The sequence below is a fragment of the Pseudomonas sp. App30 genome (genome assembly GCF_047947025.1).
Lineage (GTDB): Bacteria > Pseudomonadota > Gammaproteobacteria > Pseudomonadales > Pseudomonadaceae > Aquipseudomonas.
Map to the genome: position 1 here is coordinate 6,143,934 of NZ_CP133165.1, position 23,708 is coordinate 6,167,641.

25 protein-coding genes are annotated in these 23,708 nt (G+C 64.8%); 14 read left to right on the plus strand and 11 right to left on the minus strand.

Annotated features, from left to right (window positions below):
• Positions 1–134: 134 nt before the first annotated feature.
• From otnI to mnmH, 3 genes are all read left to right on the plus strand, one after another.
• On the plus strand, positions 135–917 hold the full coding sequence (gene otnI, locus RAM80_RS28315; RefSeq protein WP_416423676.1) for a 2-oxo-tetronate isomerase: 783 nt from the start codon (positions 135–137) through the stop codon (positions 915–917).
• A 323-nt stretch (positions 918–1,240) separates the two neighbouring features.
• Positions 1,241–2,278: a selenide, water dikinase SelD gene (gene selD, locus RAM80_RS28320; RefSeq protein ID WP_416423677.1), complete on the plus strand. Its 1,038-nt coding sequence runs from the start codon at positions 1,241–1,243 to the stop codon at positions 2,276–2,278.
• On the plus strand, positions 2,271–3,377 hold the full coding sequence (gene mnmH / locus RAM80_RS28325; protein WP_416423678.1) for a tRNA 2-selenouridine(34) synthase MnmH: 1,107 nt from the start codon (positions 2,271–2,273) through the stop codon (positions 3,375–3,377). Before selD ends, mnmH begins: the two co-directional genes overlap by 8 nt.
• A gap of 27 nt (positions 3,378–3,404) precedes the next feature.
• On the opposite strand, the gene RAM80_RS28330 is transcribed toward mnmH, so the two are convergent.
• Positions 3,405–4,460, minus strand: coding sequence for a permease (locus tag RAM80_RS28330; protein ID WP_416423679.1), 1,056 nt, complete (start codon positions 4,458–4,460; stop codon positions 3,405–3,407).
• A 309-nt stretch (positions 4,461–4,769) separates the two neighbouring features.
• Here RAM80_RS28330 and RAM80_RS28335 point away from each other — a divergent pair, with 309 nt between their 5' ends.
• Positions 4,770–5,390 (plus strand): cell wall hydrolase, encoded by a 621-nt coding sequence (locus RAM80_RS28335; protein WP_416423680.1) that lies wholly within the window; start codon positions 4,770–4,772, stop codon positions 5,388–5,390.
• Here the strand turns inward: RAM80_RS28335 and RAM80_RS28340 are convergent.
• Together RAM80_RS28340 and RAM80_RS28345 are read right to left on the minus strand one after the other, a co-directional pair.
• Positions 5,383–6,177, minus strand: a complete 795-nt coding sequence (locus RAM80_RS28340) for an alpha/beta fold hydrolase (protein WP_416423681.1) — start codon at positions 6,175–6,177, stop codon at positions 5,383–5,385. The genes RAM80_RS28335 and RAM80_RS28340 overlap by 8 nt on opposite strands.
• Positions 6,178–6,201: 24 nt before the next feature.
• Positions 6,202–7,053, minus strand: coding sequence for an alpha/beta fold hydrolase (locus RAM80_RS28345; RefSeq protein ID WP_416423682.1), 852 nt, complete (start codon positions 7,051–7,053; stop codon positions 6,202–6,204).
• Positions 7,054–7,180: 127 nt separating this feature from the next.
• Here RAM80_RS28345 and RAM80_RS28350 point away from each other — a divergent pair, with 127 nt between their 5' ends.
• Positions 7,181–7,759 carry a CGNR zinc finger domain-containing protein gene (locus tag RAM80_RS28350; RefSeq protein WP_416423683.1) on the plus strand — a complete coding sequence of 193 codons (579 nt, stop codon included), beginning with the start codon at positions 7,181–7,183 and terminating at the stop codon, positions 7,757–7,759.
• A gap of 8 nt (positions 7,760–7,767) precedes the next feature.
• Here RAM80_RS28350 and RAM80_RS28355 read toward each other — a convergent pair whose 3' ends face one another.
• The 3 genes from RAM80_RS28355 to yfcF all read right to left on the minus strand — a co-directional run bounded on the left by RAM80_RS28355 (position 7,768) and on the right by yfcF (position 11,074).
• On the minus strand, positions 7,768–9,828 hold the full coding sequence (locus RAM80_RS28355) for a TonB-dependent receptor (protein WP_416423684.1): 2,061 nt from the start codon (positions 9,826–9,828) through the stop codon (positions 7,768–7,770).
• Between the two features lie 94 nt (positions 9,829–9,922).
• Positions 9,923–10,303: a DUF2946 domain-containing protein gene (locus RAM80_RS28360; protein ID WP_416423685.1), complete on the minus strand. Its 381-nt coding sequence runs from the start codon at positions 10,301–10,303 to the stop codon at positions 9,923–9,925.
• A 153-nt stretch (positions 10,304–10,456) separates the two neighbouring features.
• Positions 10,457–11,074 (minus strand): glutathione transferase, encoded by a 618-nt coding sequence (gene yfcF / locus RAM80_RS28365; protein ID WP_416423686.1) that lies wholly within the window; start codon positions 11,072–11,074, stop codon positions 10,457–10,459.
• A gap of 253 nt (positions 11,075–11,327) precedes the next feature.
• On the opposite strand from yfcF, the gene RAM80_RS28370 reads away from it, so the two are divergent.
• Both RAM80_RS28370 and RAM80_RS28375 read left to right on the plus strand, forming a co-directional pair.
• Positions 11,328–11,582, plus strand: coding sequence for an AbrB/MazE/SpoVT family DNA-binding domain-containing protein (locus RAM80_RS28370; RefSeq protein WP_416423687.1), 255 nt, complete (start codon positions 11,328–11,330; stop codon positions 11,580–11,582).
• On the plus strand, positions 11,579–11,926 hold the full coding sequence (locus tag RAM80_RS28375; RefSeq protein ID WP_416423688.1) for a type II toxin-antitoxin system ChpB family toxin: 348 nt from the start codon (positions 11,579–11,581) through the stop codon (positions 11,924–11,926). Before RAM80_RS28370 ends, RAM80_RS28375 begins: the two co-directional genes overlap by 4 nt.
• 343 nt (positions 11,927–12,269) lie before the next feature.
• Here the strand turns inward: RAM80_RS28375 and RAM80_RS28380 are convergent, their stop codons facing one another.
• A complete protein-coding gene (locus RAM80_RS28380; RefSeq protein ID WP_416423689.1) occupies positions 12,270–12,563 on the minus strand; it encodes a Bro-N domain-containing protein in 294 nt (97 codons plus the stop codon).
• 361 nt (positions 12,564–12,924) lie between these two features.
• Here RAM80_RS28380 and RAM80_RS28385 point away from each other — a divergent pair, with 361 nt between their 5' ends.
• Together RAM80_RS28385 and RAM80_RS28390 are read left to right on the plus strand one after the other, a co-directional pair.
• Complete coding sequence (locus tag RAM80_RS28385) at positions 12,925–14,205, plus strand: hypothetical protein (protein ID WP_416423690.1); 1,281 nt, start codon at positions 12,925–12,927, stop codon at positions 14,203–14,205.
• A gap of 15 nt (positions 14,206–14,220) precedes the next feature.
• Entirely contained in the window at positions 14,221–15,471 is a 1,251-nt protein-coding gene (locus RAM80_RS28390; RefSeq protein ID WP_416423269.1) for an IS256 family transposase, read from the plus strand.
• 173 nt (positions 15,472–15,644) lie between these two features.
• On the opposite strand, the gene RAM80_RS28395 is transcribed toward RAM80_RS28390, so the two are convergent.
• Positions 15,645–16,802 carry an MFS transporter gene (locus RAM80_RS28395; protein ID WP_416423691.1) on the minus strand — a complete coding sequence of 386 codons (1,158 nt, stop codon included), beginning with the start codon at positions 16,800–16,802 and terminating at the stop codon, positions 15,645–15,647.
• 341 nt (positions 16,803–17,143) lie between these two features.
• On the opposite strand from RAM80_RS28395, the gene RAM80_RS28400 reads away from it, so the two are divergent.
• The 3 genes from RAM80_RS28400 (at position 17,144) to RAM80_RS28410 (ending at position 20,719) form a co-directional block, all read left to right on the plus strand.
• Positions 17,144–18,259 (plus strand): Rieske 2Fe-2S domain-containing protein, encoded by a 1,116-nt coding sequence (locus RAM80_RS28400; protein ID WP_416423692.1) that lies wholly within the window; start codon positions 17,144–17,146, stop codon positions 18,257–18,259.
• Between the two features lie 69 nt (positions 18,260–18,328).
• Positions 18,329–19,078 (plus strand): sulfite exporter TauE/SafE family protein, encoded by a 750-nt coding sequence (locus RAM80_RS28405; protein ID WP_416423693.1) that lies wholly within the window; start codon positions 18,329–18,331, stop codon positions 19,076–19,078.
• A gap of 129 nt (positions 19,079–19,207) precedes the next feature.
• Entirely contained in the window at positions 19,208–20,719 is a 1,512-nt protein-coding gene (locus RAM80_RS28410) for a DHA2 family efflux MFS transporter permease subunit (RefSeq protein ID WP_416423694.1), read from the plus strand.
• Positions 20,720–20,737: 18 nt separating this feature from the next.
• Here RAM80_RS28410 and RAM80_RS28415 read toward each other — a convergent pair whose 3' ends face one another.
• A complete protein-coding gene (locus RAM80_RS28415) occupies positions 20,738–21,184 on the minus strand; it encodes a hypothetical protein (protein ID WP_416423695.1) in 447 nt (148 codons plus the stop codon).
• A 509-nt stretch (positions 21,185–21,693) separates the two neighbouring features.
• Between RAM80_RS28415 and RAM80_RS28420 the strand changes: the two genes are divergently transcribed.
• Positions 21,694–22,035, plus strand: coding sequence for a hypothetical protein (locus tag RAM80_RS28420; protein WP_416423696.1), 342 nt, complete (start codon positions 21,694–21,696; stop codon positions 22,033–22,035).
• Positions 22,036–22,070: 35 nt separating this feature from the next.
• Here the strand turns inward: RAM80_RS28420 and RAM80_RS28425 are convergent, their stop codons facing one another.
• Entirely contained in the window at positions 22,071–22,274 is a 204-nt protein-coding gene (locus RAM80_RS28425) for a hypothetical protein (protein WP_416423697.1), read from the minus strand.
• 134 nt (positions 22,275–22,408) lie between these two features.
• Here RAM80_RS28425 and RAM80_RS28430 point away from each other — a divergent pair, with 134 nt between their 5' ends.
• Positions 22,409–22,993 carry a DUF4760 domain-containing protein gene (locus RAM80_RS28430; protein WP_416423698.1) on the plus strand — a complete coding sequence of 195 codons (585 nt, stop codon included), beginning with the start codon at positions 22,409–22,411 and terminating at the stop codon, positions 22,991–22,993.
• A 192-nt stretch (positions 22,994–23,185) separates the two neighbouring features.
• On the opposite strand, the gene RAM80_RS28435 is transcribed toward RAM80_RS28430, so the two are convergent.
• Positions 23,186–23,587 (minus strand): hypothetical protein, encoded by a 402-nt coding sequence (locus RAM80_RS28435; RefSeq protein ID WP_416423699.1) that lies wholly within the window; start codon positions 23,585–23,587, stop codon positions 23,186–23,188.
• Positions 23,588–23,708: the final 121 nt, after the last annotated feature.

Below are 23,708 nucleotides of genomic sequence, written 5' to 3' on the forward strand. Positions count from 1 at the left end.
ACAGCATCGCGGCAAATCCGCAAAGCCACAACCACCACCGGCATGCCGGTGCCGATGGTCTGTTCCGCAACGTGCTGGTGGATACCGGTACCGGTGCGGTAGGCTCGCAAGCCTTGCGCTTTCCTGGAGCCAACATGCCTCGTTTCGCTGCCAACCTCAGCATGCTGTACCCGCAACACGACTTCCTCGACCGCTTCGCCGCGGCCCGGGCCGACGGTTTCGACGCCGTGGAATACCTGTTCCCCTACGAGTACAGCGCCGCCCAACTCAAGCAGCGCCTGGACGACCACGGCCTGGTGCAGGCGCTGTTCAACGCCCCGCCCGGCGACTGGGCCAAGGGCGAGCGTGGCACTTCGAGCCTGCCGGGCCGCGAGGCCGAATTCCGCGCAGGCTTCGACCAGGCCCTGGAATACGCCGCGGTGCTGGGCAACAACCGCGTGCATGTGATGGCCGGGCTGCTGCCGTCCGAAGCCGAGCGCGCCCGCCACCACGCCGTGTACCTGGAAAACCTGGCCTACGCCACCGTCCAGGCTGCCAAGGTCGGCGTCACCGTGCTGCTGGAGCCGATCAACACCCGCGACATGCCCGGCTTCTTCCTCAACCGCCAGGACCAGGCCCAGGCCATCTGCCGCGAAGTGGGCGCCGCCAACCTCAAGGTGCAGTTCGACTGCTACCACTGCCAGATCGTCGAAGGCGACCTGGCGGTGAAACTGCGCCGCGACATGGCCGGCATCGGCCACATCCAGATCGCCGGCGTGCCGGACCGCCACGAGCCAGACCTGGGCGAGCTGAACTACCCGTACCTGTTCCAGCTCATCGACGACCTGGGCTACGACGGCTGGATCGGCTGCGAGTACCGCCCCAAGGGCGACACCAGCGCCGGCCTGGCCTGGCTGCGCGACTGGCGCGCCCTGTAAACGGATACCCCATGAATCGCGTCGCCTGCATCGCGGCCAAGGCCGGCTCCTACCTCGAGTGGCGTAGGAGCCGACTTTAGTCGCGATGCAGGCGGCGCCATTTCAAGACAGGTGCTGCTACGGCGCTACACCACTGTTCACCCATCCAGCCCCCGCAGAAAAGTTGTCCCCGGAAATCGTGAGTATCTCTGTGGATAAAACGCCCAACCCCAGCAAAACCGGGGGTGGAGTCGATGTGATGAAATAATGACCAAACTGGTGGGTCCAGCACCGTTCGGAGGCTCTGTTAGACTCAATGGATTGACCTGCCAGGGCTTTCGGACATGAGTGAACCCATCCGCCTCACCCAGTACAGCCACGGCGCCGGTTGCGGCTGCAAGATCTCGCCCAAGGTGCTGGAGGTGATCCTCGCCGGCAGCGGCGCGCAACACCTGGACCCCAACCTGTGGGTGGGCAACGCCTCGCGTGACGACGCGGCGGTGTACGGCATCGATGGCGAGCGCGGGGTGGTGTCCACCACCGATTTCTTCATGCCGATTGTCGATGACCCCTTCGACTTCGGCCGCATCGCCGCCACCAACGCCATCAGCGACATCTACGCCATGGGCGGCGACCCGCTGATGGCCATCGCCATCCTCGGCTGGCCGGTGAACGTGCTGCCCGCCGAGGTGGCGCGCGAGGTGATCCGCGGGGGGCGCGCGGTCTGTGATGCCGCCGGCATTCCCCTGGCAGGCGGGCATTCCATCGATGCCCCGGAGCCGATCTTCGGCCTGGCGGTGACGGGCCTGGTGGAAAAGCGCTTCATGCAGCGCAACGACACCGCCACCCTGGGCAGCCAGTTGTACCTGACCAAACCCCTGGGCATCGGCGTGTTGACCACGGCGGAAAAGAAAGGCCTGCTGCGCCAGGCCGACGTCGGCGTGGCGCGCGACCTGATGTGCACCCTGAACAACGCCGGCAGCCGTTTCGCCCGGCTGCCGGGCGTCACCGCCATGACCGACGTCACCGGCTTCGGCCTGCTTGGCCACCTGGTGGAGATGGCCGACGGCAGCGGCCTGACCGCCCGCCTGCAAGTGCGCCAGGTGCCGGTGCTGGCCAACATCGAATACTACCTGGAGAAGGGCTGCGTGCCCGGCGGCACCCTGCGCAATTTCGACAGCTACGGCGAGCGCATCGGGCGCCTGACCGCCATGCACAAGCTGCTGCTGTGCGACCCGCAGACCAGCGGCGGCCTGTTGGTGGCCGTCGAACCCCACGCCCAGCAAGCGTTCCTGGCGCTGGCGGCGGAGCTGGGCATGGTCCTGGCGCCCATCGGCCACTTCGAGGCACAACAGGCCCACGCGGTGGAACTGGATGCGTGACGACTGCCGGGACTATCGCGCGCTGTTCCTCGCCGACACCCCGCTGATCGACGTGCGCGCGCCAGTGGAGTTCCACCACGGCGCCTTCGCCCACGCCTGCAACCTGCCGCTGATGGACGACCGCGAGCGCGAGCAGGTGGGCACCTGCTTCAAGCAGCACGGCCAGCAGGCCGCCATCGAACTGGGCCACCGCCTGGTGCAGGGGGCGCTCAAGCAGGCGCGCATCGACGCCTGGCGGGCGTTCACCGAACGGCACCCTGATGGCTACCTGTACTGCTATCGCGGCGGCCTGCGCTCACAAATCAGCCAGCAGTGGCTGCGGGACGAGGCGGGCGTGCAGTACCCGCGGGTGGTGGGCGGCTACAAGGCGCTGCGCCACTGCCTGCTGAGCGTCACCGAAGAGGCGGCGCAGCAGTGTGATTTCGTGCTGCTGGGCGGCATGACCGGCACCGGCAAGACCGAGGTGCTGCAGCGCCTGGACAACGCCCTGGACCTGGAGGGCCACGCCCATCACCGGGGCTCCAGCTTCGGCAAGCACGCCACGCCGCAGCCGGTGCAGATCAACTTCGAAAACCAGCTGGCGGTGGCTATCCTCAAGCAGCGCGCGCGCGGCGTGCAGCAGTTCGTGCTGGAAGACGAAGGCCGCGCCATCGGCAGCCGGGCGGTGCCGCTGGCGCTGTACCGGCGCATGCAGGGCGCGCCGCTGGTGTGGCTGCTGGACAGCGTCGAGCAGCGCGTGCAGCGCATTCTCAAGGATTACGTGGTGGACCTGTGCGCCGAGTTCGTCGGCCTGCACGGCGCCGACCAGGGCTTTGCGCTGTTCGCCCAGCGCATGCAGCAAAGCCTGGCCAGCAACGTCAAGCGTCTGGGCGGCGAGCGCTTCCAGCGCCTGGCCAGTGCCATGGACGCGGCACTGGACGAGCAGTACCGCAGCGGCGCGGTGGAGCTGCACCGGGCGTGGATCCGCGTGCTGCTGGACGAATACTACGACCCCATGTACGCCTACCAGCGCCAGGCCAAGGGCGCGCGCATCGAGTTCATGGGCAGCGCCGACGAAGTGGAGGCCTACCTCCACCACCGCCGCCGCCAAACCCCGTAGCAGCTGCCGCAGGCCGCGTCCGCTAACTTACAGGACCGCAGCCCCGATCAAGCCGGTGATCACGCCCACCACCATGGTCAGTACCGCCACCGTCATCAGCACCTTGGCATCGAAGGATTTGCGCAGCATCAGCATCGACGGCAGGCTCACGCTGGGCAGGGTCATCAGCAGCGCCACCGCCGGCGCGGTGCCCAGGCCCAGGGTCATCAGGGTTTGCACGATGGGGATTTCCGCCGCCGTGGGAATCACGAACAGCGTGCCCACCACCGCCAGCGGCACCAGCCACAGCAGGCTGTTGCCCATGGCGCCGTCCACGTGGGGGAACAGCCACACCCGCGCAGCGCCCAGCAGCAGCACGGCCAGCACGTAGATCGGGATGGTGGTCCAGAACAGCTGCCACAGCGAGCGCATCCAGCGGTTGAACAGGTTGCCCTGGGGGGCGCTGGACGCATCGGCCACCGCCTCCACCGCAGGCTCAGGCAGCACTTCCGGCGCGGCGATGCGCTGGGCGTACAGGGACACGCCCACCACCAGAATCACCCCGGCCACCAGGCGCAGCACGGTGAAGCCCCAGCCCAGCACGAAGCCCATGAAGATCAGCGTGGCCGGGTTGAGCACCGGGTTGGCCATCCAGAACGCCAGTGCCGCGCCCACCGACACCCGCTGGCGGCGCAGGCCGGCTACCACCGGCGCGGCGCAGCAGCTGCACATCATGCCCGGCAGCGCGAACAACCCGCCGCGCACCGTCGAGCCCAGGCCGGCGCGGCCGAACACCCGCAACAGCCAGTCACGCGGTATCAGCACCTGCACCAGCGAGCCCAGCAGCACCCCCAGCACCGCGGCCTTCCAGATGGCCAGGAAGTACACCTGGGCGTAGGCCAGCGCGGCGGCCATGGGGTCCTGGGCGTGGTCGTCGATGATCGAGGCGCCGATGCTGTGGTTGCTGGCCGCCACGAACGACTTCAGGTAATAGGGCGACCACTTCACGTAGTACAGGCCAACCACCGCCACCAGCACGAACAGCAGCGGCTTGAGCCAGAACAGGGACGAACGCGTATGGGCGGGGGAGGTGAGCGTGCTCATGGCGGCGGTACCGGCGAGGGAAGGTAAGGAACAATTGTAGCCGCTGCACAACACGCTGCCGCCGCCCGAATGGCGTTGCCTGCATCGCGACCAAGGTCGGCTCCTACGGCGTCCGTGGTAGGAGCCGACCTTGGTCGCGATACAGGCGACGCCGACGTAGCTGGGATAACCAAGCGTTGCCTGCGACGCCGCCTGCGGCAGCTGCTACAGTGATTTCACCAATAAGGATAATGGCCCGATGGCCCCGCAAAACCGGGGGCATACGGGGCTTGGGCAGGACCGTCGCGGCACCCTCAGTGAGTTCCAATCATGCGCGCTCTCGTTACCGTGGCAGGCGTGGCAATGCTGGTGTTTTCCCCCTTCATACTGGCCGACGATCCTCCCGCCAGCCCCGCCAAGGCCATCCAGAAGGCCGAGGTGCTGGAGCAGAAAGCCGCCGACAAGGACACTGCCACCCCGGTGCCCAAGGCCGAGATCATCACCAAGACCGAAGCCCAGGTGGTGGACCCCGCCGGCGCCAAGCCGGTGGACGAGCCACTGACCTGCCTGGCGCGCACCATCTATTGGGAAGCCAAGGGCGGCACCCCGGCCGACATGGACGCGGTGGCCCATGTGGTGCTCAACCGCGTCGGCCACGAGGGCTTCCCCGGCACCGTGTGCGAGGTGGTGAAGGAGGGCGCCGACAAGAAGGTCTGCCAGTTTTCCTGGTGGTGCGACGGCCGCGCCGATGACGTGCAGGAGGCCGACCGCTACAGCATCGCCAAGGAAATCGCGCGCAAGGCGCTCAACCAGGAGTCGCCGGACGCCACCCATGGCGCCATGTATTTTCACGATAGAAAGGTGAAGCCGGCGTGGGCGGGCAAATACCTGCGCACGGCGCAAACCGCCGAATTCCTGTTCTACAAGCCGCGCGAAGGCAAGGCTAAATAGCCGTGGCCAGGCACTGGCGCACCACGCGCGTCAGCTGCACCGGGTCGGTGAGGTAGGCGGCATGGCCCTGGCGCCGCAGCGGGTACAGGGTCAGCCCGCGCAGGCGGTCCACCAGCGCCGCCGGGCACAGCAGGCACGGGTCGTGGTCGCTGGCTTCGCCCAGCAGCATGAAGGGTCGGGCCTTGAGCGCGCGGCAGTCCTCCAGCGACGGCGTGATGGTGTCCAGCGCCGCCGCTTCGTTGACGAAGGCCGGCGCGGTGGCGACCATGGCCGGCCACAGCGGTATGTGCTTCATCAGCTCCACCTGCGCCGGGTTCATCCGCACGATGTGGGTCAGGGCGTGCACCGTGGCCGCCTCCAGCTCACCCTGCGCCACCAGCGCCTGCAGGCGCGGCAGGTGGCCGTCGCTGGCCTGGCGTGGCAGCGAGTTCATCGGTTCGTACAGCACCAGCGTGCCCTTGAAACCATCGCGCAGGGCGTACATCAGCGCGCAGCCGCCGCCAAAACTGTGGCCCAGCACCGCGCAGCCATCACCGGCGAGTTCCACCATGGCAGCCAGGTCGTCCAGCTCGGCGTCGAGGCAATAGGGCGCCGCGCCATAGGGGCTGGCCCCACGGCCGCGGCGGTCGTACAGGTACACCGTGTGGCTCTCGCCCAGCAGTTGCGCGAACGCCGTCCAGTCCCGCGCCTGGCTGAAGGCACCATGGCACACCACCAGCGCCGGGCCGGTGCCCCAGCGCTGGTAGCCAATGGACGTTCCATCGCGGGAAATGACAGATCCTTGCATGGGTAAGGCCTCGGCAAAAGGCCGTTAACCTAGCACATCGATAATGCGCCCGGCGATGTGCCGCACGTGGGTTTCCAGGGCGAAGTGGCCGGTGTCCAGCAGCTCGACGATGGCGTTGGGGTTGTCACGGGCGTAGGCCTGCGCGCCCGGCGGAATGAAGAACGGGTCGCCCTTGCCCCAGATCACCAGCGTGGGCAGGCGGGTGTCGCGGAAGAACTGCTGGAACGCCGGGTACAGGGTGAGGTTGTTGCGGTAGTCGTAGAACAGGTCCAGCTGGATGTCCTTGTTGCCCGGGCGCTCCATCAGCAGCGCGTCGAGGGTGTAGCTCTCGGGCGCGATCAGCTCGGGGTGGGGTACGCCTTCCTCGTATTGGTAGCGGGTGCCTTCAAGGTTCAGCACGTTGTCGTGCACCACCTGGCGGTGCTCGGCAGTGGGCTCGGCCCAGTAGCGGCGAATGGGCGCCCAGGCATCGCCCAGCCCTTCGAGGTAGGCGTTGCCGTTCTGCGACACCAGGCCGGTGACGCGCTCGGGGTGGGCCAGGGCCAGGCGCAGGCCGGTGGGCGCGCCGTAGTCGAAGATGTACATCGCGTACTGTTCAAGGCCCAGGGTGTCGAGGAACGCGCCCAGGGTCAGGGCCAGGTTGTCGAAGCTGTAGACGTACCCGCGCGCCGCCGGCACCTGGGTGAAACCAAAGCCCGGCAGGTCGGGGGCGATGACCCGAAAGTGGCCGGCCAGCAGCGGGATCAGCTCGCGGAACTGGTGCGAGGAGGTGGGGTAGCCGTGCAGCAGCAACAGCACCGGGGCGTCGGCGGCGCCGGCTTCGCGGTAGAACACACGCACGCCATCGGCGTCGGCATAGCGGTAGTGAACGGTCATGGTGGCGGCCTCATGTAACTGTTAATTGCGATATTGGTGGTTACAGGTCTATTTGTTCATGCATTCTGTAACTAGTCAAATTGTTTTTATCGGTTACACTGTGGGCGAGACGAACGGAGACCGCACCATGACCGCAACCCTGCCAGCGCCGCTGGTGGTCGCCGACCACCCGGCCCTGGACCTGCTCAACACGCAAATGATGGTCGACGGCCAGCGCCGCGACCTGCTGACCAGCGCAGACGTGGCGCTGCAATGGCTGGAGGCCTTGGGCCTGGATGTGCCCGGCGCTGATACATCGGCTGAGCAGGCGCGACTGCTGCTGGCGCTGAAACAGCTGCGCGACACCTTCGAACCGCTGCTCTACGCGCGGCTGGCAGGCCAGGCAGCCGACCCCACGGCCCTGAACGCGCTGCTGCGCAAGGCCGTGGTGCAGCTGGTATGGAGGGAAGATGGCGGGGTGAGCCTGGACCGGGCCAGCGGCGACGACGCGGTCACCCGCTGCGTGAGCCAGCTGGCGCTGAGCGCCGCCGAGCTGCTGGCCGACGGCGACTTCAGCCTGGTGCGCCAGTGCGAGAGCAACGAGTGCACGCTGCTGTTCTACGACCGCACCAAGTCGCACAAGCGCCGCTGGTGCAGCATGGCCGCCTGCGGCAACCGTCACAAGGTGGCGGAATTCCGCAAGCGGCGGCAGGAAGCGGGCTTATGAAGCCAGCCTCAGAAGTCCAGCGTCAGCCCGGTGTACAGCGCGCGCCCGTCGCCGGGTGAGTGCAGCGGCGCCTGGGCGCCGTCCGGGTCGTACCACACGTACTCGTAGTAGCGGTTGGCGAGGTTCTTCACCTGCACGTCCACGCTCAGGTGCTCGCTGAGCTTGTAGGTGGCGCCCAGGTTCAACAGCACGTAGCCGCCGAACTTGCCCTGGCGGTTGTCGTCCTCCAGGTAGTAGTCGCTCTGGCCGTTCACCCAGCCGTTCACGCTCAGCGCCGGGGTCAACTGGTAGCTGGCGCCGGCGTTGTAGACGTGGTGCGGCACGTGGTCGATCTCGTTGCCCTGGCTGTCGGGGTAGGTGGAGCCGGCCTTGAGGATTTTCGAGTACTGCCAGGAGTACGCCAGCCACGCCTGGGTGCGCTCGCCGGGGTGCAGGTTGAGCTGCAGGTCGTAGCCCCAGCGCCGGGTTTCGCCGATGTTGTCCGAGGCGCCGCTGGGGTCGTTCAAGCGGCGGCTGACCTCGCCGGACGCCTCTTGCTGCCAGTAGGCGATGCGCCCGTCCAGCCAGGCCGTGGGGGTGAACTTCACCCCGGTCTCCCAACCGTCGTTGATCGACGGCGCCAGGTCGCTGGTCTGCGGCGGCACCTTGTAGCTGGACGAGCCGGTGCCGACCTGGAAGGTGCGGCCCCAATTGGCGTACAGGCTGGCCACCGACCAGGGCGAATACACCACGCTGAGCTTGGGCTGCTTGATCAGGCCGTAGTCGTTCATGGCGTAGCTGTGCCCGGTCAGCTCGTCGGTGTAGTCGCCACTGAGCTTGTCGACGCGGTAGGCGGGGATGATCTTCAGGCTGTCGGTGGGCTCGATGACGGTCTGCACGTAGGCGCCCAGGGTGTTGAAATCAAAATGCTGGTCGCGGGTCTGGGCGCTGCGCAGCCGTTCCACGGTGCTGTAGCGCTCGCTGACGTTCTGCTGGCGCTGCACGTCCACGCCGCCTTCCACGGCCAGGGCGTGCAGCACGTCCACCTGCGGGCGCCAGGTCAGGGTGGTCATGGCGCCGTACTGGGTTTCGTAGGCGTCGCGCTCCTGCTGGGTGCTGCTGCTCCAGTAGCGGGTCCAGCGGCGGTCGTCGAAGGTGTTGAGGTAGGCCTTGGCGGCCAGCGACAGGTCGTCGGCAAGGTCCGTGTCGAAGTGCAGGCTGGCGCTGTTCATGCGCCGGGTGCCCTGGTCGCTGTCGTTGTAGCTGTTGGTCATGGTGGGGTGGCTGTGGGCGTTGGCGCCGGTGAGGTAGCCGGGCTCGTCGGCCTGGCCTTCGTAGTGGCGCAGTATCAGGCCCAGGCGGTAGGCCGCGTCGTCCGGGGTGTAGAACCACTTGCCGGCCACCGACACGCGGTCCTGGTCGGCGTGGTCACGGTAGCCGTCGGCCTTCTGGTACGCCAGGAAGTAGTTCTGGGTCCAGTTGGCGCTCTCGATGCCCTTGGCCAGCTGCGTCTCGCGGGTGCCGTAGCTGCCATAGCGCACCCGGGCCTTGGTGTAGTCGCCGCCGATGCGCGTGTTGATGTTGACGTTGCCGGCGATGTTGTCCAGGCCGTAGCGCGGGTCGCTGGTGCCGCGCACCACCTCGATGCTGTCGATGTCCAGCGGGAAGACCATGTCCATGAAGGGCATGTTGCCGTCGTTGCTGTTGCTGGGAATGCCGTCGATCAGCAGCTTCACGGCGTTCACTTCGCCTTCGCCGTTGAAGCCGCGGAAGGAGATCTTGCCGGACGTGGTGCCCTGGTTGAACTCGGTGAGTTCCACGCCGGGCAGGCGGCTGAACAGCTCCCAGCTGTAGGTGACGGGCATTTTTTCCACCACGTCGCCCCCCAGTATGTCCACCGAGCTGAGCACGCTGCTGGTGGACAGTGGCCCGGCCTGGGCGCTGTTGACGGTGACGGTGCCCAGGGTCAGGGTCGAGTCCTGGGCGTTGCCGGCGAAGGCGTGGGCGCAGGTGAAGGCGCCGGTGAGCAGCAGGCAGGTGGTGCAGGCACGGGCAGGCCGCGCCGGGTGAAGGTTGCGCTGAAAAGCCATGGTTCACGGTTCCTGGTGAGCCAAGTAAAAGTCGTGCACGGGCGCGCAGGCCCTTGGCGGGCTGCGGTGTGCGGAGCAGATGAGGGGGTACCGCTCAGGTCAGCGGGGAGGCGCGCGGGTTGAGGCTGGGCCAGCGATAACGGGGCGTTACGCTGGGTACCGTGGGTTGCAGCACCGGGCCCTGGGCCACATAGCGCGGCAGGGGCGCGCGCCAGTGGCTGGCGGGCGGCCCGGCCAGGCCGCTGGCGCCACAGCAACAGCAGTCGCCGTGGTGCATCTTGTGCGGGTGCGGGTCCAGCACGTCCACCAGGCGGCGAATGTCGTCGTGCATGGCCGCCATGCCCGGCATGCCGCAGTGCTCGGCCGGCATGCCTTCCATCGCCTGCATCTGCTGGGCATGCAGGGGCATGGCCAACAGATTGACCAGCACGGCAAAACAGGCAAGCCAGTGACTGAAGCGGCGGGTAACGCTCATGCGCGGTTCCGATAACGGGGCGCGCAGTGTAGCAGCAACGGTCTTTGTGGGAGCTGGCTTGCCAGCGAGCTTTTATGGTCCCAAGAGCTCGCTGGCAAGCCAGTTCCCACAGGATGTAGCGGCCGCAGGCCGCGTCCCAGACGCCGCGGTGCGTCAGGCCCGAAGCTGCGCAACCCAGGCCTGCACGGACGGTCGCTGCCACTGCCTCTGGGCATAACGCTTCAGAGCCGGCGGCACCTCGTCACCGTTCAAAACCAGGCGGTTGAGCATCAGCGCCAGGTCCGTGTCGGCGATCGACCAGTCGCCGAACAGGTGCTCGCGGCCGTCGCCCAGCAGGGCTCCGGCGGCAGCGAACAACTTGTCCCGGCCGGCTTCGGCTTCCGCAGACAAGCGCGCTGCCTTCTGGCCGCAGAACACCACCAGCGTGGAGCGCTCCTGGCGGATGGCCGCCAAATCGCTGCGCAGCCACGCCTGCACCTGCCGCGCCCGGGCACGGGCCTCCAGGGCCTGCGGGTAGACCGGGCGGTCTGAATACAGTTCGTCCAGGTACTCGCAGATGGCCGAGGACTCCGACAGGGCGAAATCGCCGTTCACCAGGGTCGGCACGCGGCGGGTCAGGGACAAGCCGGCGTAGGGCGTGGCGTGTTGCTCAAGCGCGTCCAGGTCAACCGGGTGCACCTCGAACGGCAGGCCTTTTTCCGTCAGCGTGACGAACACGGACATGGCATAGGGGCTGGTGAACTGGGCATCGACATACAGGCGAAGACTCACGGCACGGCTCCTTGATTGGCGGGTGAAGGGGCAGCGTACGGGATGGGCGGCGGGAAATGAAATGAGGGGTTTTCATGGGGGCATTCCGGGCGGGAATTGGGGGGAGGAACCAGTTCTCCGTCAAAGATCGGAAAAGTCCTACTGCAAGCACAGGCCATTCCGTAGAGCCTTTGTATAAACATATGCGTTGAATCCCGCCTATGAAGCGGATATACAATGTATCAACATAAGAGGTGAAGAAATGGAGGCGGTCATGGATGTCAAAATCCAGCAATGGGGTAACAGTGCCGGGCTTCGAGTACCGGCAACCGTGCTCAAGCAACTGGGGATCAGCATGGGCGATACTTTGAGCCTGGATATTCTGGACGGCAATATTGTGTTGACCCCAGCCTCGAAGAAGCCCCGCTATACGCTCGCAGAACTGCTGGATCAGTGCGATAGCACGGCTCCCGAAACAGAGGGTATGGCTGATTGGCATGCCCTGCCGCCTGTAGGGCGCGAAGTATGAGACGCGGCAAGATTGATCGCGGGGACATCATTCGTATCACCTTCAACCCCACCTCTGGACGGGAGCAGCAAGGCGACTCACGGCCCGCCATGGTGTTGTCCCCGGCTGCATTCAATGCGCTGGGCCTGGCGCTGGTGGCACCCATCACCCAAGGAGGAAATTTCTCCCGGGATGCAGGCTTCGCGGTGCCGTTGACGGGAAGCGGCTGTGAGACCCAGGGCGCGGTGTTGGTCAATCAGATTCGTTCAATGGACCTTGAGGCCCGCCAAGCCAAGCGAATCGAAAAGGCGCCGCAAGCGGTGGTAGACGATGCATTGGCCAGGGTTCAGGCCCTGTTGGAATAAGCCACCTGTAGCAGCGGCCGCCAGGCCGCGTCCGGGATACACACCGCTCTCCCGCCCCCCACCCGTAGCCGCTGCCGCAGGCTGCGCTGGCCCTCAGCCACGCTGCAAACCTTCAGCGTACGCCGGGCCCAGCGCAGCCTGGCGGCAGCGGCTACGCTTCAATTCCACCGCGCCCACCACCGCTCTTTCGGCCTTGCCCCTTCCCTGGGTAGCACCCCGGGCATGTCCCGCAACCGCACCCACGGCTCATCGCGCCAATACATCACGCGCAGCGGCTCGCCGCGCCAACTCATGGCCGTCACCGACGGTTGCTCGCAAGGTTCGCCATGGCGCAGCGCGGGAATCACCTCGTGCACCAGCCAGTGGCGTATGCCGCGGTTTTCGGGGTCTGGTTGCGCACGATCAGGGTCAGGGCCCCGCATTCACTCACCAGCAGGTGCTTGCCCCACTGGCCGTCGGCCTTCACCCAGGTGTCGCGGTGCTGGTCGCGTTCCAGGCGGTGCAGGCGGCGTTCGGGGTAGGGCAGCCCCAGCAGGCGGCCCAGGTCTTTGACGCAGAACCAGGCCTGGCCTTCGATCATCAGCGCGCGAAGCGGCCGTTGGTGGCGGAAAAACGTTGTGGCGGTGAACGCGTCCATGGCGATAGCTCCAGGGGGCCAGCGCTGCCACGGGGCGGAAGATGGTGGGTGGCAGCTGCGCGCAGGTTAGCGAACCGGTCACGACCGGCAGGCCCGAAGGCCTCCCGCACGCAACTGCCATAAGGCTTATTTTAGGCATTTTGCCCTCCAATAAGCATTATGGTGCTGCGGGCTTCGTGAATCGGGTCGCTAAACCCGGTCTTCGTTGTTGGAAGACGGTGCGTAGGGTACGGCTGCCCTGGGGGGCTGGCAACCGTGAGGATGTAAGGGGAAATTGCGTGAATCCACTGTTAGTTCTGACAGTATCCGGGAGCACCAGAACAGCGTGACCCTTGGCCTTTCCCACCAAGAGTGAACGCTCATGAATAACCAACGTGGCACACGAAAAGCCGGTGACCTGGATACGCGTTTTGGTGATCAAGGCTGGATCAACATGAATCACCTCCCGAGTCTGTCAGCGATTGTTACCACCAGGGTCAGTCCGGACGGTGCGCTGGTGGTGCTCACTCACAACGCGCAACTGCCCGGCTACCAAGTCAGCAAGTTTTTGCCTGACGGCACGCTTGACCCAACGTTTGGTACAGGCGGTGTGAAGGAGGACGTACACCCAAGTGGCAGGCCTCGGGTTTCGCTGGAACTGGCAGAAGACAAAATTCTGGTGTTTGCGGCGCATGAGGGCAGTTTGATGCTAGCCCGTTATGATGACCATGGTCAGCCAGACCAGGCGTTCGGGCCTGATGGCAAAGTGTTCGTCGCGTTGGACGATGTTTTATCTCGGGAAAAAGACGATGTTGTCGTCTCGTTTGCCCCTCTCGCCGAACACGCCCTTGAGGAACGAACTGGCGAAAAAATCCCCAACTACTCAGGCGGCGGGATTGTGACGGCGGGCATCGATAATCGCTGGTTCGTTGCCTTCTCGGCGCGCTTCACCGATGCACGCTTGCCATTGTCTGTCTTGTTGTGCCTGACGAGTGAGGGCGCGGTTGAGTTGAGCTTCAATCGGTCCGGTTACGTTGTTATCGACTTGGCCGGTGAAGAGCGGAATATGAACTTCCCGCTTCAACTGCAGGTACAACGAAATGGGGAAAATCGCGGTAAACCCCTCCTGACCGTTGATAGAAACCTGATCGGCAGCCCCCCCGTGAACAGTATTCTCGTGCGCCGCTTGAGCAGCGGCGAGCCTGATTATGACTTTGGTCCAAAAGGCTCCCCTTTACTTCCAATAAACAGGAACGAGCTCAGTGATTATCCGTATTTGATCCTGGGAGCTGATGACGACTTCAAGCTGGCGGGGCTGAATGCGGGAGGCGAGCAGAGCTTGGCCACTGTGCGTGCTTATAACGCTGATGGGAAGACGGATCCGACCTTCAATAATGGCGAGCTCTGGGTTAGCCCCAGTCATCCTGCTGGAAGCCGCTGGGTAAGCGGCGTAGCGACTGGCGCGGGGGAAAATTTCCGCCTGGTCGTGAGCGGTGTAACCAACGACGAGGCTGAAGTCCGTATTGGCCGAGTCGATGGCGCAGCACAACCGGACCCGGCGTTCGGTGAGGGTGGGATCAGCCGATTTGCGAATCGTCCTCCGAGTACGCTTTTGTCAGGCGCCAAGGGAGTGTCAGAAATTTTGTGTTCGGGCATAACATGAGTAAGAGGTGCATGCATGCCAACCAAAAAGAAAACCCCGCTCCGCGAGCTACCAAAAATCCCGAAAGAGCTGCTGGAGCAGTTCGTTGACGGGCCAATGACGGCCGAAGCTATCGAGGATGCCTCTGCGGCGTTCAAGAAGGCCCTGATTGAACGAGCTTTGAGTGCCGAACTCGGCCATCACTTGGGCTATCCGCCGGGCGCGCAGCGCCCAGAGGATGAAACCAATCACCGTAACGGCAAAACCGGCAAGACGGTCTTGACCGGTGATGGGCCCATCCGACTGGAAATCCCGCGCGACCGGGACGGCACTTTCGCCCCCATTCTGATTCCCAAGCACGAGCGCCGTTACACCGGTTTCGACGACAAGATCATCGCCATGTATGCCCGTGGCATGACGGTCAGGGAAATCCGTGCGTTTCTCTCCGAGCAATACGGCACGGACGTTTCGCCTGACTTCATCAGCTCGGTAACCGACGAGGTGATGGCTGAGATCGGTGCGTGGCAACAGCGGCCCCTGGAGCCTATGTACCCGGTTATTTTCTTCGATGCGCTGCGGGTCAAAATCCGCGAAGAAGGACTGGTTCGCAACAAGGCGGTCTACCTTGCGCTGGGTGTTTTGCCTGACGGAACCCGCGATATCCTGGGTATCTGGATCGAGACGACCGAGGGCGCCAAGTTCTGGATGAAGGTCTTCAACGACCTCAAGACGCGGGGCGTGGAAGATGTGCTGATCGCCGTCACCGACGGGCTCAAGGGCATGCCAGAAGCGCTGGCGGCGGTTTATCCGCAGACGACGCTGCAGACCTGCATCGTCCACTTGATCCGCAACAGCCTGGATTACGTGGCCTGGGACAAGCGACGCGAGTTGACCAAGGCGCTCAAACCCATCTACCAGGCGCTGAACGCCGAGGTAGCTGAGCAGGCGCTGAACGACTTTGAAGCCGGCCCTTGGGGCAAGCAACACCCCACCGTGGTTGCAGCCTGGCGGCGGGCGTGGGACCGGGTCATCCCGTTCTTCGTGTTCCCACCAGCCATACGGAAGGTGATCTACACCACCAACGCCATCGAGAGCATAAACTCCCAGCTGCGCAAGATTATCAAGACACGAAGCCACTTCCCTACGGACGAGGCGGCGACGAAGCTTATCTGGCTGGGATTGCGAAATATCACGGCAAACTGGGGCAATGCGGCTCAGGATTGGAAGAGTGCGATGAATCAATTCGCGATTCTGTACGGTGATCGGTTTATCAGGCCGACCTGGTAAGAGCACGGCCTGCCTGACGGCAGGCCGTTACCGGCTCGTACACAAAATATCTGACAGTCCCGGCGCCAACCCAAGTACTGTGCTGTCCCCGGAGGGTGATTACTACGTAAGCCGCTTCGAAAGAATTTTCAAAGTGCTGGGCCACTAGGCCACCCTGCGTCAGGGCCAACACCTCAACCCGCCGCCAACCGCCCCCGCGCCTGCCACACCCCACCTGCCGCCGTGCACACGAACACCCCGGCCGCTATCGATAGCGCCACCGGCAAGCCCACGCTGGACGCCTGCATCAACCCGCCACTGACCACCGGCCCCAGCACGCTGCCCAGGCCGAACAGCAAGCCGGCGCCCGCGTTGGCGGTGACCAGGTCCTGGCCGCGGAAGCGCTCGCCAATCAGCACGATGGCCAGGGTGTAGGTGCCGCCCGCCGCCGCGCCCAGCAGGAACAGCACCGGCCACAGCAGGCTGCCGGCGCCGATCAGCCACGCCAGGCTGGCGCCGATGGCCAGCACGCACACGCCGCAGGCCAGGTGCAGGGCGGCGCGCGGCACGCGGTCGGCCAGCCAGCCCAGGGGAAGCTGCAGGCACATGTCGCCCAGCAGGATGACGCTGACCATCAGCGCGGCTTCGGCCGGGGCGATGCCGTTGTCGCTGGCGTACACCGGGAAAAGCGCCAGCACCACGCTGTCGAAGAACGAGAAAAACAGCACGCCCATGCACAGCGTTGGGGCCAGGCGCAGGAAACCGGCCAGGGAGAAACTGCGGGCGGTGTCTGCTTCGCTGGCGGCGGGGTCGCTGCTGTCCAGGCCCAGCAAGGCCAACCAGGCCAGCACCACGCTCACGCTGGCGGTGACGATCACCGCCGGGCCGTCGGTGCCCAGCAGCGAGATCAGCAACGGGCCGAGCATCTGGCTGCCGGTGTAGGCGGTGGTGTACACGGCGATGGACTGGCCGCGGCGCTGGTCGCTGCTCAGTTCATTGATCCAGGCCTCGCTGAGGATGATCACCAGGCCCATGCCCAGCCCCATGCCCAGGCGCAGCGCGGCCAGGCTGTACAGCGAATGGCGTGCCGGTTCCAGCAACGCCACGCTGGCCAGGCACAGGGCCAGGCAGGCCTGGAACAGCTGGCGCCGGTGGAAACGCCGGGCCAGCCGCGCGCACAAGCTGGCGGCCAGCATCATGCCCACGGCGGGCAGCGCCGAGAGCATGCCGATTTGTGCGGCACTGGCGCCGCCTTCCAGCAGGCGCAGGGCGGTGAGGGGCGCGGTGGCGCCCAGGCAGATGCCGGTCACGGCGGCGACGAACAACAGTACAGGCAGGGTCAGGCGATTCATGGGTGGTCCACGCAGGCAAATCAACAGCGCGCGCAACCCGTCGGGCACGCGCGCGCAACCGGGCGAGCCGCTGCCGTCAGGAACAGGGGCTGGCCGTGGGGATCAGGCGTGGCGGGGCGGGGAGAAGGTGAACGCGAACAGCACGCTGCGGCGGCGGCTCAGGCCGGCGTCGGTGGGGCAGGGTGGCAGTGCCTGGAAAGGGTGGTGGGCACGAAGCATGTGCAAGGCGGTCCGCTGAAACAGGCGGCTACTCTAGGCCAGGCCTGGCCGAACGGTCAACTGTTTGGCCCTGGCGTGGTCCAAGGGGTAACCTTGTCCTCCCTTCTGGCCTGTTCATTCCCATGCTGAAAAATCTCTGGTACGTGGTGCTGCCTTCGGCGCAGCTGACTGATGGCCTGGCGCCGGTGCAACTGCTGGGCCAGCCGTTCGTGGCCTTCCGTGACGAGGCCGGGGTGGCGCGGCTGCTGTCCGATATCTGCGTGCACCGCGGCGGCTCGCTGTCGGCGGGCAGCAAGGTCGGCGCCAGCGTGCAGTGCCCTTACCACGGCTGGCGCTTCGGCGCCGATGGCCGCTGCACGCACATTCCGGCGCAGCCCGAGGCGCGCATACCGGTCAAGGCGCGGGTGGACGCCTACCCGACCCTTGAACGCCATGGCTGGGTCTGGGCCTTCATCGGCGACCTGCCCGAGGCCGAACGGCCACCGCTGCCCGCGCTGGACTGGGTCGACGACCCCAACGTGCGCGTGGTGTCCGGGCATTTCGACTGGGACGCCAGCTGGGACCGGGTCATGGAAAACGGCCTGGATTTTGCCCACGCGCCGTTCGTGCACGGGTCCACCTTCGGCGACCCCGACCACCCGCAAATCGCCGCCTTCGACGTCGAGCGCCAGGCCTGGAGCGGCCACGCCCACATGGTCATGCGCCGCCCGGTGCGCAAGGGCTGGCTGCGGCGCACGCCCACGGGCCAGCACGTGGACGTCACCACCGTGCCCGGCTTCCACTTCTCCGGCCCCTGCGCCACCCTGGAGCTGGCGCCGCGCGCGGGCTGGCGCATCCATATCGTCTCCGCCCACGTGCCGGTGGCCGCCAACCGCACCCGCACCTGGTGGATGATGGGCCGCACCTTCCTGCGCTCGCCGCTGTTCGACCGCCGCACCATCGCCAGCAACCTGCGCATTTTCGAGCAGGACCACGAAGTGCTGCGCAAGGTGCGCCCCGAACGCGTGCCGGACACCTGGCAGCAGGAGGTGTCGGTGAAGTCCGACGGCCTGCAGATCGCCTTCCGCCAGCGCCTGCGCGAGCTGGAACAGCGCGGCTGGCGCATCGACGAGGCGCGCCTGGCCCGTGAGTTCACCGGCCGCACTGCCTGCGTGGTGCCCAGCCCGGCGCGGCGCGAGGGCGGGGCCTGGGCCATCGAGGAAATCCCGCTGCTGGACGTCACCGCCCCGCGTTCGTGATTGTCCTGCGCGCCGCGCTGCAGTAAGGTCGCCGCCGCGCACGGGGCGACGACGAATGAAGGTAGCAAGATGATCGAGTGGCTGATGTACCTGGTGCTGGGCGCCGCCATGGGCACCCTGGGCGGGATTTTCGGCATCGGCGGCGGGCTGATCGCCATTCCGGTGCTGGCGCTGTTCTTCAACCTCGACCAGCAGCTGGCCCAGGGCACGGCGCTGGTGATGGTGGTGCCGAACATTCTGCTGGCCATGTGGCGCTACCACCAGCGCACCCCCATCAACTTCTTCCAGGCGCTGCCGCTGGCGGCCGGCGGGCTGGTGTGCGCAGGGCTTGCCTCGATGATTGCCGTGGGCCTGGACCCCAATGCCATGCGCATCGGCTTTGCCGTGTTCATGCTGGTGCTGGCCGCCTACAACTACACGCAGATGTTCCTGCCCAAGGCCGCCGGCAGCGGCGAGGTGCGCGCCCGCTGGCCGGCACTGCTGGCCCTGGGCGGTGGCAGCGGGGTGTTGGGCGGCTTCTTCGGCGTGGGCGGTTCGGTGCTGGCCACGCCGGTGCTCACCAGCGTATTCGGCGCCAGCCAGGTGGCGGCCCAGGCACTGTCCCTGGCGTTGGCAGCGCCCAGCACCGGCATCACCCTGGTCACCTACGCGCTGCACCATCATGTGAACTGGCTGATGGGCATCCCCATGGCGGTGGGCGGGCTGGTTAGCGTCAGCTGGGGCGTGAAAGTCGCCTACCGCTTGCCCGAGCGCACCCTGCGCACGCTGTTCTGCCTGTTCCTGGTGCTGTGTGCCGGCTTGCTGGCATTGAAACACTAGGCAGCGCGGCCCGGCTCTTCGGCAACTGTGCAGAAACTGCGGAGCTTTCGCCTGCACCCTTGTCAGATGGATAGCCGGCAAGGCTAAATCAGCGGCCGCGCCTTTACCTGACCTTCGAGGAACTGCCCGTTGTCTTCCACCTCCACCACGGAAACCGCCGCCACGGCCTCCACCTCACCGCGCTTCTGGCTGCTGGCCTCGCTGCTGGTGGCCATGGTGCTGGCGGCCCTCGACCAGAGCATCGTCGCCACCGCGCTGCCGGTGATCGCCAGTGAAATGAAAGGCATCGAGGGCATGAGCTGGGTGGTGACGCTGTTCATGCTCACCAGCACCATCGGCGCGCCGCTGTACGGCAAGCTCTCGGACCAGTACGGCCAGCGGCCGCTGTTCCTGATCAGCATCGGCGTATTCGTCGGCGCCTCGCTGCTGTGCGGGCTGGCCACCAGCATGACCCAGCTCATTGCCTTCCGCGGCCTGCAGGGGCTGGGTGCTGGCGGCCTGATGACCTTATCCCAAGTGGTGATCGGCAGCGTGGTAAAACCCTCCGAGCGGGGGCGCTACCAGGGGCTGTTCTCGGCAGCCTTCGCCGTCAGCGCCGCGGCGGGCCCGCTGCTGGGCGGCTTCATCACCACCCAGTGGAGCTGGCGCTGGGTGTTCCTGATCAACATTCCCCTGGGCGCGCTGGCCATCGCCGGGCTGATGATCAACCTGCCGGCCATCAAGCGCCAGGCCGATGTGAAGGTCGACTACCGCGGCGCGGCCGTGCTGTGCGTGGCCACTTCGGCGCTGCTGTTGCTCACCCATTCCTTCTCCCTGGCCGGCCAGGCGGACAGTTTCAGCACCTGGGCCCTGGGCCTGCTGGCATTCTTCGGCTTCGCCCTGCTGTACCGGGTGGAGCACAAGGCGCCGGAGCCGATCATCGACCCGCGTCTGTTCGCCAACCGCCGCTACTCCATCGCCATTGCCGCCATGGCGGCCATGGCCTTCGCCATGATGGGCTCGCTGGTGTTCATGCCGCTGTACTATCAGGCGGTGCTGCACCAGACGCCAACCGAGTCGGGCATCATGACCCTGCCGCAGGTGGTGATGATGGTCATCAGCTCGTTCATCGGCGGCGCCATCTCCACCCGCAAGCAGAACCACGTAGTGCTGCTGTTGCTGGGCGTGGGCCTGGAAGCGGTGGGCCTGTTCATGCTGCTGATCTTTGCCCAGCACAAACTGGGCGCCGGCTACTTCCTGCTGGCCATGGGCGTGCTGGGCTCGGGCATGGGCATCGGCATGCCCAACGCCACGGTCATCGTGCAGAACGCCGTGCCGTTGAAGGTGATGGGCGCGGCCACGGCGGGGCTGTCGTTCTGCCGCTCCCTGGGTGCGGCGCTGGGCGTGGCCGTGGCCGGCGGCATCATGAGCTACACCCTGCGCCGGGAACTGGCCGAGCTGCCGGCGGCGCTGCAAGGCATGTCGCTGACCTTGCCCCAGGGGCTGGGTGCAGTGGCGGGGGCGGATGTGGCGCAATTGACCGAGCTGTACCGCACGGCCATCAGCGCCAGCCTGTTGGCGGGTGGCGCGGTAATGACGGTGGCGTGGCTGTTGGTGCTCAGCCTGGTGCTTTCCCGCGCAACCAAAACCCCACCCCCGTGACGCGGCCTGTGGCCGCTGCTACGGGCGGGCCGCGGTTTGTATCATTGAAAATCGCACCTGCCGGTAATGGTTGGGCGCTGCGACCAATGCGTCACTTCGATAGTCGAATACCCGGCCGTTGACCTTGATCGTGATGCTGTCCTGGCCCTGTTCCGCTTTAACGGCATCATCATCAGCCACCAGGAACGCAGAGGCCTGGGCAAGCTTTTCCAACGTCGCTGCGTCATCCCCCGCGTCCTGCTGCACGTAGTATCGATAGCTGAAGCCGGTCGTCGCGCCTCCACGGTTGTCGCGTGCGCCGTAGAGGAAGGTGCTGTCGCCCAACGGCTGCTTGACCACCAGTTTGTCCAGATGCGGGGCGGTGGGGCGGGTGAGCCATTGCCAGGCGAGGGTGGCGAGTGCCAGTACCAGTAGGACATTGGCAGCGCGTTGCAGGGCGCCACGGGGTAAAGGCGGAATATGCATTTGTCGTCCTGACAGGCGTGGGCGCGGCAGTTTACACGCGGAATCGTCGATCGGGTCCCGGACGCGAATAATCAGAATTTTCCTACAACAACCACGCAGCCCCGTAGCAGCTGCCGCAGGCTGTGTCCGGCCCCTATGCGGTGTCCCTGCTAAACGGTGGCGCCCGTGACGCGGCCTGCGGCCGCTGCTACGGGTGGTACGGTTGCACCCGTTGCGTCGCCGCTGTCGCAAAGCGGATGTAGGGGTTGCCTCGCGCCGACCAATCCGAGTAAGGTTCGCCCGCCGCTGCACATCAGCGGTGCAGGATTGGCGTCCTGGAAGGAGAGAGCAAATGAGAAGCCGCTTATGGCGGTCTTCTCATCTTTGCGGCATGGTTGCGACCGTTATGGGCGAAGCCGTGCGTGGGTGCCTTCGGGCACGCCGGGATCTCCTCCGGTACGCCAACCCGTACGGCTTCGCCCACCTGATTGGCGTCAGGGGGCGATCATTGCGTCCTAGGAGATTGAACCATGCATAACCCAACTTGCTTACCCGCCTCAACTTCCACCCAGCTGCAATCCCTTATCGCCTTGCTCGATAACCTCGCCCCACCCCAGGCTACCCCCGACAATCTGATCAGCCCCGGCCTCCAGGCGCTGGTGCTGCGGCAGTTGCGCGAAGCGCTCGAAGCATGCCCAGACGACGCGGCAATTCGGCAACACGCCGTTCGATCATTGGGATACCTGCGCTTGAACGCCGAAGAAAAAACGCTGGTAGAAAACCTGCGCTGGACCCGCCACAAAGGGCGCGACAAGGTGTACCGTCTGGCAGAGATCATGCGTGCAGCTAAACCATGGCGTACCTCAATTTAAGCGTCCATGAGTTCCGCATGTCCCTCGGGGGACTCTCAGCGCATTTGTGTGAAAATATATGTGGTACCGATGCCAATGGCTGCGTTCAAGGGTTGCTCGTGTCGCTGGTTTGGCCAGGCAAATAGGGCTTGATACTCAACCTTGACCCCACCGGCTTGCTGGGGTAGCTTGAATGAGCCGTCATCCGGGGAACCACGCTTATCGGCTTGAATTGACAAGTGTGCTTTGATCTTTACCATGGCGGCTCCCGAAAGGAGCGAAGGAGGAATCTATGACCCGTATCTACCGTGAAGAAGATTGGATCTAAAGCTTCAAGATTTACTAAGGCGCCTCCAGAGATGGGGGCGTTTTTATTTTAACAGGGAGTATGGTTGTGGTTAAAGCGCATAAGCCTATATTTTGGCTAATTGTAGTGGCTGTCTTTTCTTTTCTTGTGATCAAGGCTAATTTTACTTTTTTACAAATATTTTTCTTTTTGAAGAAGAATCCGACGTTAATTTTTTTGACGGTCACGTCCTGTATTGCCTATTTAAGTTGGGGGTCCCAGCGGCACCTGACTCGAGCGAAGCATACTATGGATTTTCAGGTGTCGTTTAGTGATTCTGAAGTGATGAGAAAGGCGGCTAAAACCTTTCATGTGAAGTTGTGCAAAATGACGAGCGCAGAGATCGTGGCGCTAGCTGTGGAGCGCAAACCGACGAAGGAACACGATCGAGTCGTCCAGATCTTAAACGCGTGGGAGCGAGTTGCTGTTGCTCTGAAGCACGATGTTTATGATGAAGAGATGCTGTATGACATATATGGAACCCTGTTGCTGAAACTCTGCTCGACCTTGAACCCATTTATACAGCAGAGGCAGTCAGCAAATGCAAAGGTTTTCGTCAATTTGAAGTGGCTTTATCTACGTTGGAAAGTTCGCCGTGAACAGGAGTTTCTTCGGTTAGGTGCAGGGGGGTGAACGGAATTTTGAAAAGGTGGAACTATAAGCGGTACACTGATTTTTTATGGGGTGCTACGCAGAAATGTGGATCTAGAAGGGTGTCTTCTCTAAATAAGGTTTGTTGGTATTTCAATTTGTAAGTAATTTATTCAGTGCGTGCCCTACACCGGACAGCCACGTAAGGGGCGGGGGCACGAATAATTCAGATATTCATGCATCGCGCAACAAATCCTCCGCATCCAGCAACCGGAACAATATCTCCGGCCTCTGCACCAACGCCCGCCGTATCGCCGCCGGTATCGCCTCGCGCGTTTTGCGGCACAGCCCTGGCTGTTCGTCGAATTCGATCAGCAAGCCGCGCGCGCTGCGCACTTCGTTGTGGCTGGGGCGGATGCGCACGCGGATGCCCAGCAACTCGTGCATGCGCCCGCACAGGCGCTGCAGGTCTTCGAAGCTTTGCAGGCTTTCCAGGCGCTCGAGCAGTTTGCGTTCCTCGAAGCGGGTGAGTTGCAGGATGCGCAGGTCGGCGCCGGGGTCGGCCAGCAGCTGGCCGTGCCCGCAGTTGCAGGCGGCCGGGGGGCAGGGCTGGCGGATCGGGACGGGGCTGGTCATGGCTCCAGCATAGCGGCTTGCACAAAACTGCGGAATGCTTGCTTCATCGTCCGGTTATAGCACGTCGGTCCAATAAACCGAGGCCTGCACTGCTAGAGTTCTAGACTTGCAAATCGTACTG